This window comes from Streptomyces sp. NBC_01591 (genome assembly GCF_035918155.1).
Lineage (GTDB): Bacteria > Actinomycetota > Actinomycetes > Streptomycetales > Streptomycetaceae > Streptomyces.
This window is the reverse complement of record NZ_CP109327.1, coordinates 7,303,598-7,318,457: the sequence shown is the minus strand read 5'-3', so window position 1 is coordinate 7,318,457 and position 14,860 is coordinate 7,303,598. Positions and strand designations below refer to the sequence as shown.

The window sequence follows — 14,860 nt, the reverse complement described above, 5'->3', positions numbered from 1 at the left end:
CGCGGGGGCATCGCGTGGACGCGGGCGACGATCCGGAGAGGCTTGGCCGCCCTGCCCGGCGCGGAGACCGGGCGGCCCGCCATCAGGAACCCGCCGGGGCGCCGACGAACTTGACGAACGCCTCCGGGTCTCCGAGCACGAAGCCGTAGTAGGCCTCCGCGAGCAGCAACACCAGGTTCTCCTGGAACGCCGAGTGGACGCCGCCGTCCTCGTCGATGTACGTCGCCTCACGGCTGATCTTCACCGTGATATCCATGCCGACGCCGAACGCCGTCTGCGACCAGTCGCCACCGATCGCCCGCAGACCCGTGTCCGTCGACGTCGACTGGCGGCGCACCTTGCCCGACACCGACCGCGAATACGCGATCGGCTCGCCGACCAGCGTGCCCGCCAGAGCCGCGCCAGTGCCCGGCACCGTGGTATCGACCAGGATCGGCCGGCCCGTGGTGTCAGTCGCGCCGAGAAGCTTCGGCTTCAGGCGATGGTCGGCGACGGTACCGGTGTAGTCCCAGTCGTCGTCGACGATCTGCTCCATGCCGTCGACGACGTCCTTCCAGATGCCGCCGGTGGCCTGCGAAGCTGTGCCGAGAGCAACCGACTTCGAGGTCATCGCCAGATAGTCCGCAAAGGGGCCGGTCGCACCCTTCATCGTCTTGCCATGGATCGTGGCCCGGTCGAATGCCCGGGAGAACGCCGTCGGGAGATCCTGCTGCAGCTGCGTCCAGAGACCAGCGGCATTCGACTGCACGACCTCCATCGCCACAGGGATGAGGACGGCGATCTTCTTGCCGGACATCTGCTTGATGTCGACACCGCCGGTACCCAGCGGCTTCCGGCCGGCCTGGTCGACCCAGTCGGCCGTCGGTACATCCAGCGGGACCGGCACTGCGGTGTTGGCGCTCATGGAGAGCGGCACCCGGCGGGCGAGGCTCATGACTGCGCTGGACTCGACCGACTTCTCAAAGATCGGTCCGGTCAGCGTGGGCGGGAGGAACGTCGCATCGACGTCACTCAGCTTGATGGGGGCTGTTGCAACCATGGAGGGCTACCTCTCTCAGTGGCCCTTCAGGGCCTGCTGCATGAGTCCGGCGAAGATGTCGCCGGGATCGGAAGATGTGCGATTGCCGTTGCCCGAGGAACCCTGCGTGCGGTCCGGCCGGGGCGAGCGCGGACCCTCGTCCGGTCGCGCCCAGTGCGGCTTCCGCTTCAGCAGGTCGACCAGATCGGCCTTGATGGCGTCGGTGTCGATGAGGCCGTCGTCGTCGGCGTAGGAGGCGAGATCAAGGGCGCCCGCGGCGTCCTCCGGATCGGCGAAGTCCTTCGCGGCCAGCGCCTCGACCTTCGAGGCGACTGCGGTCCGGACTGCCTTTACGGCCCGCTCCTGCGCAGCCGTGAGCTGCTCACCGAGCCGCTCGGTCTCCGACTTCTGCGCGTCCTCAAGCTCCTGCGCCCTCTTGGCGAGGGGCTCGAGCTCCTTGAGGCGCTTGCGGAGGTTCTCGTTCTCCGAGTTCTTCTTGCTGAGCGCCTTCTTGGCCCGAGCCTCGTCGAACGGCTCCTGCTGGGACTCCGTCGCCTCCGGGGCGGTCTCGGTCTCCGTCTGCTGCTCGACCTGCTCGGTCTCGTTCTCTTCGGGCATGACTTGGTCGCCCTCCTGGGGCTGAGAAAGGCCACCTCCAGGGCAGCCATGGGATTACAGAGCGGGCAGATGCCCGTGATCGGCGAGAGCCCTGCGAAAGAGCCGGAGCTGGTCGCCCGAGTGAGGCGCCGCGAACTCGCGGTACAGCCGCTCCCACTCACGTGCGTGATCGGACAGCTCGAACCGCTGCCCTTTGAACACCGGGACGACGCCGCAGTGGCAGCCGTCGTGCGACCGGAAGTTCGCCGTGTCCTGCTTGTAGACCGCGCCGCGGGTCGCCAGGAGCTTGCAAAACGCGCAGGCGCCGAGCGCTGCCGCACGAGCCCACGCGGTGGCCTGCCTGTCTCGACGGACCGCCTCCTGGACGGTGCCGCGTCCCTGGTCGGCCACCAGTTTCTGGGCAACCGCCTCAGCCTTTTTCGCGGCCTGGTCGAGGCGGACCTCGAGCGGCTCCCGCTGAGCGTCCGTGGTCGCCGGATCCTCAGGATCTCGATCCCAGATGTCTTTGGTCGCCCACCGCAGGCCGTTGTCGACCTGCTCGTCCGGTGGTGGATCCAGCAGCGGAACCGTGAACCGGCCCGTCACTGCAGCCGCCACACGCTCAGCCTCGTAGTAGTCGGCCGCCAGTGACGCCGACGCCGAACCGTACTGGTCGACCAGCGCCCGGACCGCGACGATCCAGTCCGGCACGGACGCCTGCAGGCGCGACGGAATAATCAGCTTGCGCAGACCGCGCATGTCCCGCGTGAGAAGCCGGGTCAGGCCCTGCTGCGCCCGCCGGTGGCCGTCCGCCGCAGCGCCGCCGTCAGATACCCGGGTTGCCATCGGTCGCCTCCGGGCCTTCCGCGGCCTCGGCGTCGGCGCCCACGGCAGTCAGGGACGCCAGCACCTGCCGTCCCTGCGCCCGGCGTCGCTCAGCCGCCACCCGTTTGCGCTGGTCTTCGGTCAGGCCGGCCATCTCCAGGGCCACATCGGAATCGGAAGGAAGCAGGCCGGCCTGGACCATCTTCACCGCGGCGTCCGTCTGCGCGGCCAGGGTCGGCGTTGCCGGGTTCCGCCACACCGCCTCGATGCGGCGGGACTTGTCCGGCGGGGTGCCGTCACGCACCCACAGTGCCAGCCGCATCGCCTCGCGGTGCGTCGCCCCGAAGCGCCGGATTCGCCGCTCGGCCTTCTTCACCAGCATCCCCTCCGAGCTGCGGATCGCGTCCGCGCTCGCCGGGTTGTCGCTGGTGTAGCCCAGCATGTGCGGCGGCAACCCCAGCTGTGTCGCCATGATTCGGGCGTACAGGTCGATGATTTTGGTCTGGCCGGACGGGTCGTGCGCGGTGAACTGCCCGACCGTCGGCACCTGGCCGTCCTCGTCCCGCTCCAGCGCAAGCACACGCCCGATATACGTCTCCCAAGCCGACTTGGCGTTGCCCTCGGCATCCTGGAACGCGGACTCGGAGGCGCCCAGGATGTACCGCTGCGGGGCGCCGAAGAACTCGGCCGCGACCTCCATGCCCATCAGCCGGCGGCATGCCGCATCCGTGATGGACATGACCTCGGGTGTGATCTCAGACTTCCCGATCCGGTCGGCGGTCCGCTGCCGGTTAGCCAGGCGCAGCACCGGCACCATGCCGAGCCTGTGCTCGTCCCGGTCGATAACGTCCCAGCCACCATCGGTCTCGACAGCCTGGATCGTCTGGTCAGGCAGATACAGCGTCACGAGGCGATCGTCCGGCGCGAGGCCGTAGTCCAACCGGTCAGCCTGGCACTCCCGCAAGGCAGACCGCGGCTCACGGCGGCGCGCGTCCCACTCAAGCGTCATGTCCAGCGGCGACTCGAACGTGACCAACGGCGGAGCGCCGGCATCATCCGCCGACCCGGCCGTCACGTACTCCCGGCCGTAGGTCAGCGCGTCAAGATGGGCAAGCGATGCCTCATCGAGCCAATCGTTCGCCTCCACGATCTCGTCCAGATCCGACGAATCCGAGCCGTCGGACCACCGGAACGCCTCCAGATCAAGCCGCTGCTCCAGCGCCTCGACGCCGATCCGCGGCCAGCCGATGACCGCGTGCAGGCCCTTCAGCTGCGGCGGGATCGAGATGCCCAGGTCGCGCACCAGCTGCTCGCCGTTGAAGTACGCGTCGAACAGTTCCAGCTTGAATCGCTGCGACAGCAGATCGGACCGCAGCATCGTCAGGATCTGCCGCTCATCGTCCGACAAGCCCAGCAGGGGCAAAGTGGGAGTCGTCATCGCAGCACCACCACCCGTCCCTTGCCTCGCGCCGTCGACCGCTTCGACCACGCCGTCGAGTTCATGACCATCCGTCGCAGCATGCGGGCGCCGATCGCACATATCGCGAGGTCGACCTTCCGGGCCGACTCACGGTGCTCCTTGCCGATCGTGTAGCCCCACGCGTTCGTGCGGCGTCGGGCGTTCGCGACGTGCTGCCGCAGCACCTTGTGGCCGTCGTGCGTCAATTGGCGCTCCAGGACATCCCGGTAGAGCCGGTCCACGGCCTCCGTGAACGTCTGCTGACGGCGCCGGTCGCGCATGTCCCACATCACCGCGTGCTGACCGTGGCCTGAGGCCACAGCCTTCAGCTTGAGGCGCTTGCCATATCGCTGCGCCCAGGCATCCACAAAGCCGTCCCAGTAGCGTTCGCCGTCCGCGTCGTCCTGGCCGGCGCCAGGGTCCGCGAAGAACGCGAGGGGCTTGAAGTCGGCGAACACCTGGTCCACCACCCCGTCCACCTGCTCGCGCGGCACACGCCACGGCGTCCCGTCCGGCCAGTTCGCCGGCCTCTGCCACACCCCGAAGGTATGGAGGTGGCCGTCCGCCATGCGGCACCCCACCAGGGCCGTCGCATCGTCCGACTTCGAGCCGTCGAAGAACAGCACGATCTCGTCGCCGAGCTCCAGCTCGATGCCCTCGTGCGGGCACGCGTCCCACTCGTAGGGCGCCAGGTAGGCGTCCTCTGCCGCGGTGATCTGGTTGAACCAGAACCGGCGAGACCGTGAGGGCGGGTTGCGGACGTCGAGGATCGACGCCTTCAGCCGCTCAATGTCCAGCCACGTCGAATCCCCGCGGACTGCCCGCAAGGTCGGCTCGATCCACGCCTCGGTCAGCTTGGCCTCGGCTGGGGCCTCCAGCGAGTCGTAGAACAGGCCGACGTCGGCCACCCGTCCCGAGGCCGCCGATTCGAAGGCCTCGCGTGTCCGCTCTGCCACCGAGTCCTCGCCGGGCTCGTAGGCGTTCGTATTCGCCAGGGTCCTCGACTGGCCGTCGGCGCTCTTCGTTGCGTTGCGCTCGATGACTGCGGCCATCTCGTGCCCGCCGTTGGACTCCACCCAGTGGTGCGTCTCGCCGAGGTTCACGTTCGTCGGCCGGCCGCCCTCAAGGGCACGAGGCGAGCTGGTGACGGCCTCGATCCGCGCCCGGCCCCGGTCGGCGTAGATGATCTCCTTGCCGAGGTCTATGCGGTACTCGTCAATCGCGCGCTTCGTCAGGATCGACGGGAACAGCGTCATCGTGTTCCGCGTCTGGTCCTGGCTCACGGCCGCAATCTGCACCCAGGCCGCCGGATGCTGCATCCCCAGTGGCTGCCCAGCAGGGACGCCCCACTCGTTGCCCTCATCGGCCACCTTGCCCGAAGGCCGGCAAGGGCCGACGAACTCGAAGGCCGACCAGGTCGCAATGAGCGGATCCTTGCCCCAGCCCTTCAGCCGCTGGATCACGCCGTCACGCCACACGAACCGGTTCGTCAGCGGGTCGACCGCGTACCACCACAAGGTCAACCGGGCCTGCTCCGGCGTGTATCGCCACGGCGCACCCACGTAGTGCTGCAGGTACGTCGCCGACCACGCCAGCGCATGCCAGCCGAGCGTGAACTCCGGCAGAACGAACCGGCTATCCGGGCCGCGGCGCCACGACGGACCGAGAGTGAACGGGGTAACGACCTCGGGGACTTCCTCGTCAGCCACCGATACGGGACTGGTAGTCGGCGATCGCCGTCACGGACGCCGGAGTCTGCTTCTCAGCGGGTTTCCGCTCCAGCTCGATGCGTGCCCGGCGCCGGTCGCCCTCCGTCGTCAACAGCCGCGCCATCACCGAGTCGAGCGCAGCCACAGCCTGCCCGTTCGGCATCTTGTCCTTGTCCGCCGACAGCAACCGCGACATCAGCTCAGCCGCATACCGGGCCATCGCCCAGTCCGACGGCTGATAGAAGACGGCCTGGCCAGACTCGCGCAGCGACAGGTACCAGTCGGTCGCGATGTCATGCCAGTGGCCGTCCGGCTCGGGCAGGCTCGGCAGATCGGGCGGCGGGCCCGACGGAGCCTGGGTGAGTTCGACGCCGTCGTCCTTGTTGCGGCGACGGCGCTCCTCGGAACGCTTCGGGATAGGACCGTGTGCGCCCATGTCGACCTCCAGGGTCAAGGCACGCCACCAGGGCGCGCGGGCTTCAAGGGGTGCGCCGGCCGGGCCGCCACCCGGGCGGACCTCGGTCACGGAGCGTGTTCGTGCAGGCCGGGGACCTAGGGAACCCGTACAGACAGTCAGGTGCTATACGGCCCCGATGGCTGTGATCACGGGGAAGGGGGTATCCCCCCGGGCTGGCTAGGCGGCGAGCCGCTGGAAGTCGATCTCTCGTGACTGCAGGGCGGCGCCAGCGAGCGCCCTGGCTCGCGGGTCGGTCGAAATGTTCGCGATCTCTGTGATCGCCTCGGTGAAGAGGTCATCCTCTAGCCCGTGAGCTCGCTCATAGTCCGCTACGACATCGGCTATCGCCTGCACGCGCTGCTGCACATCGGAGACATCCACGCCTGCCTCCCTCCGCGCCGGCCGTGGTCGCCCTCGTGGTCAGCCCTGAGGCTGCTCGCCATCGGACGCGTCGATGCGTGTGATGGTCGCGCCTGCGTGTGAGGGGACAGCGAGGCATACGCCGTGCTGGTCGTCGAGCACGGCCCAGCCTTGCGCGAGGCTGAGTTCCAGATGCTCATCTTCGACGAGGATGCCCTCGCCTTGTCCTTTGGGGTAGGTGATCAGGTAGCGGGGCATGGCCTACTCCTTGATCCCTGGGTGTTGTTCGGCCGGACGCTTGCGTGTGGGGTAGCCCTTGGCCTTCGCTGCGGCTGCACCTTCACGCGCGCTCTTCTGGTCGTGGCATGGACCGCATACCCCTTGGAGTCCGGTCTCGCTGTGGTCGTCGTGCATGGCGAGGATGTGGTCGCAGAAGGTTGACGGCCGGACGTCGCAGATCTTGCAGACGGGGTCGCGTTCGAGGATGCGGGCCCGGATCTTCCGCCACCCGGGCGGGAGCCGTTTGACCCGGCCGGAGTTCTTCCAGCCCCCGCTCACTTCAGGGCTGCCCGCACGTCGGCCTGGGCTCTGGCGACTTCGGCCAGGACCTGCTCGCGGAAGCCGGCGAGGTCAGGTTCAACGCGGATCCGGACGACGTTGCCGTCGGTCGCCTCGGTCAGCGTGACCTCGTTGGCGGGAATGTCGATGGTCTCGGGGGTGACGATCGCGGCGCGGGCACCGACCTTGTCGGCGATGTCCTGCCAGTAGTCACGCCACGGAGTGTCGACGCCGAGGGCGATGCGTTGCGGTGCGGTCTGGTCGATGACGAGCACAAACGGCGTCTCGTCTTCGCCGTGCTCTCGGTAGACGGTGGGAAGTTCGAGGATCTGGATGCGGGCCATGGCGCGGGCTCCTGAGTCAGTGTTCATGGACGATGCGGAGCACCCGGTTGTCCCATGTGCGGATCTCCGTGTCACTCCCCGTGCAGTCCTTCACGAGGCATACCGGGCGCGGACGAACGTCCCCTTCGGTCTCACCCACGCCGAGACCACCACCACACGCCGAGCGTCCCGCCGCGCATGGCTTCGACGGTGCCGCCGAGCGAGGCGAGCACGGCGTCCATGTCGCCTGCCTCCCACTGGTGGGCGTGAGCTTCGTGCGGGTTGCCGTCGACTTCGCCCTGCTCGGACTCGACGATCGGCACGGACACGAGGATGTGCCATGCCCCGGCCTGCTCGATGCGCTGCAGCAGGGCTACAGCATCTTCGCGGGGCATGTGCTCCAGGACGTCACCACAGATGACGAGGTCTCGTTGGAGCAGGTGCTCCTCGGAGTCGCGCGCGTCTTCGACGTGGATCTCGTCGTACATGCGCCGGGCCTTGGTCGACTTGAGCTTGTACTTGGTCACGTAGGGCTTGTGGATCTCAATGGCCGTCCACCACACGCCGGGCCCGTCCGAATCGTGCGGGCGGAACAGCTTGGCGTAGGTGCCCTCCCCTGGCCCGATGTCGCAAACCGTGCGAGGCAGGTGGCGCTGGAATCGTTCGAGGGACCAGTCCTTGCCCTCAGCGTCACTGGTGGGCATGGGGGATCTCCTCAAGTCAGGCCGCCTCGGCGACTTCGGGTAGCGGGGGCGCTTCTCCGGGGGTGATGAGTGCGCGCGTCCATTCGTCGCGGACGGCTTTGTTCAGCTCGAAGATGCTGTAGCGGACGTTGCCGCGGCCGGCTCCGTATCGGTGGATGCGGCCTTCATGTGCCCAGCGCCGGATGGTGACCCCGGGCCGGCCCGCGTAGTAGGCGGCGTCCTTCTCGCTGACGAGTCCACGAATGGCGGCCATGTTCACCTCCGCCGGGAATGACTGAGGGCCGCCTCGTCGGGCGGCCCTCAGCGACATGCGTGTCCAGTGAGGCAGACGATACGTTCGCCCACGTCATCACGTCAAGCTATCGCCGATTCGCCTGTGATAGGCCGCCGCTATCCATCAGACTGGCCGCATGCCGACGGTCTTCATGGTGCAGGCGGATTCCCAGGAGGAATGCGCCGCTGAACTGGTCCGCATGTGCACGGCTTTCGACCTGCGGCCACTCCTGCCTCCGACTCGCAGCACGGGCACAGAGCGATGGCTCGCGAGGGCGGCGTCAATCACCTACCGCCGCTCTCCGATTCAGGGCGGGGCCGACGAAGCATGACCATCAGGAACGCCGAGACCAGCAGCACCGACCCCAGCCCGGCACTCACGGCGCCGACCATCTCAACTGTTTTCCACAGCCCACTCTCTACGCGTCGGCAAGTCGGGTCACACTCCCACGAAATCGCCCCATCACTTGCCGCAGCAGCGATGGCAGCCAAGCCGAGCACGAAGAGCAGGATTCCGCACCAGACCATCCGGCGTGCGGCGAGCAGGTACCCGCGCGAGTGAGTGTCGGCCATGTGACCACAGTCCCAGCCACCCGGTCAGCAGGCAACGGTGCGGGATACGACAGAGCCCCGGACCTGAAGTCCGGGGCCGTGCTGGGCGCTAGCTGTGGTGTCTCAGGAGGTTGAGCCCACGGCCACCCGGAGGATGTCGGCGTGGTCGAACGCCAGCCGCTCGGGCACGTCGTCCAGGGGCCACCAGCGGGCGGTGCGAGCGTCGTCCCCGGCTTGGGCGACAGTGTCCGCGGGGACCATGACTGCGTAGGCGACAGTTACGTACCTGCCGCGCGGGTCGCGGCCGGGAGCGTCCCAGACGCCGATCTGACGCAGATCGCCGGGGTCCACGCGGACGCGGGTCTCCTCGAACAGCTCGCGAACGGCAGCCGGGCGGCTCTCTTCCCTGATGTCGATGTGTCCGCCAGGCAGCGCCCAGTGGCCTTCGTAGGGATCCCAGCCCCGCTCGATCAGCAGGACGTGGCCGTCCGGCGTCATGGCCACCACATCGGCGGTGTAGCGAATGGTCTCGTAGGTCTCGGTCTCGGTCATGGGCTTCTCCTGTCAGCGGGTCTGGTTGCGGGTGTTGGCGATGACGCCGCGGGTGGTGGTGTTGATGCTGCGCTGGTCCTGGTGGACGTCACCGTTGATGTGCTGGTGGATTACGGGCGGGGCGGCCTCGACGGTGTCCTTGACCCGTCCGGCGAGGCGGCCGATCGCTAGGACGAGCACGGCCGGGGCGCCGAGGACGACAGCGCACACGACAGGGTCGGCACTTCCGGACGCCAGCATCACGAGGGAGGTGCTACCGCCGACGAGGAGCGACGCGACTCCCCCGGACAGCATGAGGGCACTGGCGTCGGTGGCTCGCTGGCTCATGGGCGGCCGGCCGGGCTGGGGCACCGGGGGTGTGGGCCCGACGGTCGGGAGCGGGGTGTCGTCGCGGTGGAAGGTCTTCATTTCCTCGGCGAGCGCCTCCTCGACGGCGTTCGCGAGCTTCTGGACTTCGGCCCGGTCGGTGGGCTCAGGCTGGGCGGGCATTGGCTGGGTCTCCTTCCGGGCCAAGTGGCGCGGCGTATTGGGTGGTGGCGGCCCGCCGAGTGCGGGCCGCCGGGTAGGGGCTACTTGGAGGAGACGGAGTTCACGGTGTCGCTGGCGGCTCGGGCTCCGGTGCCGAGCATGCTCTGGACCTTGTCGACGGCGTCGGCGCCCCAGGGGGTGCCGACGGCGAGGATCCAGAACAGGGAGACGGCGAGGAACTCGCGCTTGCGGAAGCTGCTGTCCTTCTTGAACCAGATAGCGAGGCCGATGCAGGCGAGGAGGAAGAGGGCGCTGAGGGTGATGGTCATGGGTTTTTCTCCGTTTCGGTGTGGTTGGGGTTAGGCGTCGAGGCGTTCGGCGGTGTGCCAGTCGCGGTTGATCTGGGCGAGCTTGCCGAGTCGTTCCAGGCGGGCGGTGGCGCCCGCGACGTTGGCGGGCTTGAGGTCGGTGACCTCGGCGATCTGCTTGTTGCGGCGTGCGCCGCCATCGACCGCATGCCAGACGAGTTGCGAGCGGGTGGGCGGCACGAGTTCGTCCAGGTCGTCGTCCTCGACGTCCGCCGTCTCGACGGCGGCCGGGACGGTGGGCTTCATGTCGATGACGACCGCGCCCGAGCTTTTCTTGCTGGACTTGAGCAGGTCCGTCAGGAACGCCTCTTCCTCCGAGGCGTCCATGTGCCGGTACTCATCGCGGCGCAGGTAGGCGATACCGGCCGCTTCCTCCTCGCCGTCCGTGAGGGTCGTGCGGGGCAGCGTGCGGAATATTTTGACTGCGTTGTGGTGGTACATGACGCGGCTCTGCGTGTACTGGGCTGCGCCGTCGGCGATGTAGCACAGGCCTCCGGTGCCGGCCCCGTTCGGGAACGTCTCGGGGATCGTCTCCAGGCGGAACTCGGGGGTGCGCGCTCCCAGCGACATCGTGTCCACGTCGGTGCGCGCGGTGCGGAACAGCGCGATGTTGCCGGACTGGAGCATGTCGCGGACCGCGTTGGCGTCGGCGTTCGAGCCGATGGCGTCCAGGTTGGGCAGCTGCACGTGGGCGCGCGCCCCGATGCCGGCGGCGCGGGTCTGGCGTCCCAGGTGCGAGACGCCCTTGAGCACGGCGGTCGCGTTCTTGTCCCTGCTGCCCTCCTTGGCCATCTCGTTGAACTCGTCGAACGTGACCGACATGGGCGCGAACGGCTCGCCCGGCACGAAGAAGGACCGGCCCGTCTCCAGGTCGCCGTCCGCGTCACGCCACTGCATGCGCATCTGCACGGCGAACCGGTGCTTGCCGACCGCTGAGGCGCCCTGAGCCATCAGGGCGAACCCCAGGGGCGACTTGACCAGCCAGTCCAGGTCATGGACCCATGAGGCGTAGCCCACGCCGCCCTTGCCGTCGGCCACCCAGGAGACGAACCCGTTGACGGCCTGGGCGATCAGCAGGGCCTCTTCCAGGGAGGTCTTGCCCGCCCCCGTGGTGCCGGACGCGAACGAGTGCACGGCCGACATGCCCGGTGCGCCGGACAGGCCGAACTTTCCCGCGTTGGGGATCATCAGGCGCCACCGGACCGGCCGCCCGTAGATGTCACGGCCGGTCGACACGTACCCGTCGGCGTCCATGACCAGGGCGTCCAGGTCCAGGGGGACGCCGTCCTGCAGCGGGTTCGAGGACATTTCGTTGACCTCGATCCGCCGGGAGTCCAGCGCCCGCAGGTGCAGGCGAGAGACGGCCTCCTCGCCCGGCATGTCGAGCGCCTGGGCGATGACGCGGGGCTGCACGGCCGTGACCGGCGTGCCCTTGCGCGGCAGCAGGATCGTGAACTTCCGGCCGGTGTCGGTCTCCTCGACCCCGTACAGCTCGCTGCCCTCGTAGGGGTTGTACTCCTGCCAGACGTCCGGCAGCTCGTCCCCCACCCGCTCCGTAAGCGGCTTGAGCCGCACGGTCAGCTTGGCCCGGCTGGCAGCCATGTCATCAGGTCGGTAGACGTTCACCGCCCGCGGCGGTACCCCGAAAGCAATCGAGATCGAGTCCTGCTCGACACCCAGCGCCGGCTTCGCCGTCGTGGAGATGATGATCGCGGTCAGCTTGTCGCCGTCGAGGTCGATGCTGGTGAGCTTGGAAGCAGGCAGCGGACCGCGTTCGCAGGCAATCCACTCGGCCCAGCGGGCCACGTACCAGTCGATTCCCTCGGGGCCAGCCGTGTCGAGCGACGCGGGGGCAGGTCGGTGCCAGACCTGGGCGCCCCAGCCCGTGCTGACGGTAAGGACGGCGATGCGGCCCCACCAGGGCAGCTCGACGAAGCCGCTGGCCGGGATCACTGCGAGCGGACCGGCCCGCAGCGCCATCTCGGTGGGCGTGTACCTGCGCCACCAGCCGGAATTCCAGTCCGGGAGGGCCTGCGCCCACGCCTTGCGGAGGGCCGCGCAGCGCACACGGTGGGCTTCGGCGGTCGCCTGGCGGACCAGGGCGGCCCGGTCGTCCCGCTGACGCCAGCCGTCTGCGATCCCGACGACCGGTACGAGCAGCCCGTTGCTGCCGACGGCCGGGCTGTACGTGTGGTCCTGGGCAAGGCGGCTGCGCATCCGGCGCACCTTGCGCCGATAGCTGCGGCTGCTGCTACGGCACAGCCATTCCCACGGCTCGCCCTGTCCGGGCAGCCAGCGCCACGGGCCGGGCAGCATGCCGAGCGCCGCCCAGCTGGCCGCGATGGTTGTGGTTCCGGCGACCGTCAGCAGCAGTGGTTCGCCGGTGAGGTAGCCGGACGCGGCGCCCACGCCGGCGCCGAGGTACAGGCCGGGGTTGTGCGAGCCGTTGATGCGGGCGCGCAGTCCGGTCAGTTCCTGCTGCGGCGCTTCGTTCTTGGTTTCAGGCTTGGTTATGGTCGGCGTTGCCATCCGGTTTCCTCCAATTCTGTGGTGGTGAAGGGCGGGGCCGGGCTAGGGCCCCGCCCTTCGTGCTGGGCTCCTGGCGTCTACTGGCGCTCGATGAACGCCCGGTCGGCCATCTGCACGCTGTGGGTGCGGTTGGCGTCGGCCATCCGCCCGTGCTGGGCCCTCGTCTCGGACTCCAGCCCGTCGGCGGATACCGCCAAGGCGTCGGAGGCGGAGACGATCGAACCGACGTTCTCCGCCGCGGCGGTCCCGAGGGTCGAGACCTCCATGTAGGCGGTGGTGGTGGGCTCGTCGACGTCCAGCCTGGTCATGGCCTCGGACAGGTACTTCGCCGAGGCGGCCCGGTCCTCGTATCGAGTCTTCATGCGCTCAACAGCCGACTTGGTGCGTGCGGCCCGGATGCCGTAGGCGGCTGCCCTGGCCAGGACTGCGGCAACGGTGACTACTGTTCCGACGCTCTTCGATGCGCTCACAGTCAGGCCGCCTTCGTCTCGTAGATCTCGGTGTGTGCGGAGGCGTCTTCGGCGTCGACGGCGTCGGAGATGTACGCGTCGCGCTCGGCGACGTCTTCCATGTCCTTTGCGATGTCGGCGTAGACGCCCTGGCCTGCTTCCAGCAGGGCTTTGGCTTTCACCACGGCCTCGCCTTGGGCGATCGTGTTTGCCTGCAGGTCGTCGATCTGGCCGTAGATCACCTGGTAGTTCTCCTTGCAGCGGGCGACCCAGCCGATGACGGACTGGCCGAAGCCGGTGGCTTCCAGTGCGGCGATCAGAGCATCGCCGCGGCCGATCTCCCGCTCTGCTCGGGTGCGGATCCGGTCGTAGACGCGGACGTCGTCGTCGCACATGATCGAGAGTTCATCGCTCTCCTCCACGACGGACTCGTAGGTGACTTCTGCTGCCATGCGTCCAACTCCTTCTGGTGTGTCGGCGGGTTGCGGTGTGGGGGGCGGTGTCGTGCTGTCTTGGTCCGCTTCGGGCGTGGTGTCGACGTCAGGCTTGTCGGGGCTGACCGGCGTCTCCTCGGGTGCCTTCTTGAGGTCGACGGCCGGCTCCTTCGCCGAATCGTCATCACCCTTCTTCGGTGACTCCTCCGGCTCGGCCGGGACCGCGCTCTTGTCGCTGTCGACGCCGACCGTCGGGGGCACTGCTGGCATCGGCGGCACCAGCGGCGGCCGGTCGGGCGGCAGCGGAACCAGTACCGGGCCGGGATCGTCGTGGCCTGCGTCGCGGCGTCGCTTGCGGTAGGCCTGCCACGCGCCGCGGCCCGTGTCCTGCGCCCACGTCACGCCCTGCGCAGTCCACGTTCCGGCTCGGTGACCGATCGGCGTCCTGGTGTGCTCGGCAGAACGGCGGGTGCGGTATCCGGACCAGAAGGTCTCCGGGGTTGCGGCCTCCGCACCGCTGGCGGGCGCTTCCTTCCGCGGGGAGGCGTCATTCTCCGGCGGGGCTGTACCGCCGTGCTTCTCTGCGATCCGCTGAACGGCCTTCTCGTGTCGCGTCTGCTCACGCATAACGGCACGCTGCGCCGGAGACAATCCCAGCTTCGACTGCTCGCTCTGCGAGCCTGCCGCATAGGCGAGCATGCACGCGATGAGCAGGATCTCCATCAAATTCCCCTTACGTTGTGTGACTTGGTGGGGTGAACGACTGAATCGTGCGCGCACGTGCGCGCGTAGCACACGGAGGGTTCATCTGTCCCGGAGGTGAATGAACGAGTGAACGATCACCGTGAGTAGCGGTCGGTGATGCGCTGGAGGGCCTCGCCGATCTCGCCCCACGCGCGGTTGGCCACCACCGGATCGAGGTCGCGCAAGGTGCTGCGCAGTCGGTCCAGCCGGCGGGTCGCGCCTTCCTTGGGTGAGCGTTTGTCCGCCCGCTTGATCTCCTTGGGCCAGTACGTGGATCCGCTCACGTCCGTTGATCTCCTTTCGCTCGTGATGTCGAGTCAGGCGCGACCCTGTCCGGGTCTGCTCGCCGGGTCTGCGAGGGTTCCGCTCACCGGGTCACTCACCGGGTTGACCTGCGGTTTTGCTGTGCTGACTGCTTCCGGCAGTCGCAGCAAGGACCAGGGCGTTACGCACTGGGCCTCACTGGTGGTGCCGGACTGGC

The 14,860-nt window shown here is 68.5% G+C and carries 20 protein-coding genes; all 20 read right to left on the bottom strand.

Annotated features, from left to right (window positions below):
- Positions 1-82: 82 nt before the first annotated feature.
- The 20 genes from OG978_RS33805 to OG978_RS33710 all read right to left on the bottom strand — a co-directional run bounded on the left by OG978_RS33805 (position 83) and on the right by OG978_RS33710 (position 14,663).
- Complete coding sequence (locus OG978_RS33805; RefSeq protein WP_326768860.1) at positions 83-1,039, bottom strand: phage major capsid protein; 957 nt, start codon at positions 1,037-1,039, stop codon at positions 83-85.
- A gap of 15 nt (positions 1,040-1,054) precedes the next feature.
- Entirely contained in the window at positions 1,055-1,636 is a 582-nt protein-coding gene (locus OG978_RS33800) for a hypothetical protein (protein ID WP_326768859.1), read from the bottom strand.
- Positions 1,637-1,690: 54 nt separating this feature from the next.
- The gene (locus OG978_RS33795; protein WP_326768858.1) at positions 1,691-2,461 is read right to left on the bottom strand and encodes a VG15 protein; all 771 of its coding nucleotides are present in this window, start codon (positions 2,459-2,461) and stop codon (positions 1,691-1,693) included.
- A complete protein-coding gene (locus OG978_RS33790) occupies positions 2,442-3,878 on the bottom strand; it encodes a phage portal protein (RefSeq protein WP_326768857.1) in 1,437 nt (478 codons plus the stop codon). Before OG978_RS33790 ends, OG978_RS33795 begins: the two co-directional genes overlap by 20 nt.
- Entirely contained in the window at positions 3,875-5,608 is a 1,734-nt protein-coding gene (locus tag OG978_RS33785) for a terminase (RefSeq protein WP_326768856.1), read from the bottom strand. The genes OG978_RS33790 and OG978_RS33785 overlap by 4 nt, the downstream gene beginning before the upstream one ends.
- Positions 5,601-6,134, bottom strand: coding sequence for a phage terminase small subunit (locus OG978_RS33780; protein WP_326768855.1), 534 nt, complete (start codon positions 6,132-6,134; stop codon positions 5,601-5,603). Before OG978_RS33780 ends, OG978_RS33785 begins: the two co-directional genes overlap by 8 nt.
- Positions 6,135-6,242: 108 nt before the next feature.
- A complete protein-coding gene (locus tag OG978_RS33775; RefSeq protein ID WP_326768854.1) occupies positions 6,243-6,446 on the bottom strand; it encodes a hypothetical protein in 204 nt (67 codons plus the stop codon).
- 39 nt (positions 6,447-6,485) lie between these two features.
- Positions 6,486-6,683 (bottom strand): hypothetical protein, encoded by a 198-nt coding sequence (locus OG978_RS33770; RefSeq protein ID WP_326768853.1) that lies wholly within the window; start codon positions 6,681-6,683, stop codon positions 6,486-6,488.
- Between the two features lie 3 nt (positions 6,684-6,686).
- Positions 6,687-6,983, bottom strand: a complete 297-nt coding sequence (locus OG978_RS33765) for an HNH endonuclease (RefSeq protein WP_326768852.1) — start codon at positions 6,981-6,983, stop codon at positions 6,687-6,689.
- Positions 6,980-7,327 (bottom strand): hypothetical protein, encoded by a 348-nt coding sequence (locus OG978_RS33760; RefSeq protein WP_326768851.1) that lies wholly within the window; start codon positions 7,325-7,327, stop codon positions 6,980-6,982. Before OG978_RS33760 ends, OG978_RS33765 begins: the two co-directional genes overlap by 4 nt.
- Before the next feature lie 131 nt (positions 7,328-7,458).
- Entirely contained in the window at positions 7,459-8,010 is a 552-nt protein-coding gene (locus tag OG978_RS33755) for a class I SAM-dependent methyltransferase (protein ID WP_326768850.1), read from the bottom strand.
- Between the two features lie 16 nt (positions 8,011-8,026).
- Positions 8,027-8,263, bottom strand: a complete 237-nt coding sequence (locus OG978_RS33750; protein ID WP_326768849.1) for a DNA-binding protein — start codon at positions 8,261-8,263, stop codon at positions 8,027-8,029.
- Between the two features lie 305 nt (positions 8,264-8,568).
- Entirely contained in the window at positions 8,569-8,856 is a 288-nt protein-coding gene (locus tag OG978_RS33745) for a hypothetical protein (protein WP_326768848.1), read from the bottom strand.
- A gap of 102 nt (positions 8,857-8,958) precedes the next feature.
- Positions 8,959-9,387 (bottom strand): NUDIX hydrolase, encoded by a 429-nt coding sequence (locus tag OG978_RS33740; RefSeq protein WP_326768847.1) that lies wholly within the window; start codon positions 9,385-9,387, stop codon positions 8,959-8,961.
- A gap of 12 nt (positions 9,388-9,399) precedes the next feature.
- A complete protein-coding gene (locus tag OG978_RS33735; protein WP_326768846.1) occupies positions 9,400-9,876 on the bottom strand; it encodes a hypothetical protein in 477 nt (158 codons plus the stop codon).
- A gap of 80 nt (positions 9,877-9,956) precedes the next feature.
- Positions 9,957-10,184 carry a hypothetical protein gene (locus tag OG978_RS33730; RefSeq protein WP_326768845.1) on the bottom strand — a complete coding sequence of 76 codons (228 nt, stop codon included), beginning with the start codon at positions 10,182-10,184 and terminating at the stop codon, positions 9,957-9,959.
- 30 nt (positions 10,185-10,214) lie between these two features.
- A complete protein-coding gene (locus OG978_RS33725; RefSeq protein WP_326768844.1) occupies positions 10,215-12,752 on the bottom strand; it encodes a hypothetical protein in 2,538 nt (845 codons plus the stop codon).
- Positions 12,753-12,829: 77 nt separating this feature from the next.
- On the bottom strand, positions 12,830-13,222 hold the full coding sequence (locus tag OG978_RS33720; RefSeq protein WP_326768843.1) for a hypothetical protein: 393 nt from the start codon (positions 13,220-13,222) through the stop codon (positions 12,830-12,832).
- Between the two features lie 2 nt (positions 13,223-13,224).
- Positions 13,225-14,358 (bottom strand): hypothetical protein, encoded by a 1,134-nt coding sequence (locus OG978_RS33715; RefSeq protein ID WP_326768842.1) that lies wholly within the window; start codon positions 14,356-14,358, stop codon positions 13,225-13,227.
- A 116-nt stretch (positions 14,359-14,474) separates the two neighbouring features.
- Positions 14,475-14,663, bottom strand: a complete 189-nt coding sequence (locus tag OG978_RS33710) for a hypothetical protein (RefSeq protein ID WP_326768841.1) — start codon at positions 14,661-14,663, stop codon at positions 14,475-14,477.
- Positions 14,664-14,860 lie beyond the last annotated feature (197 nt).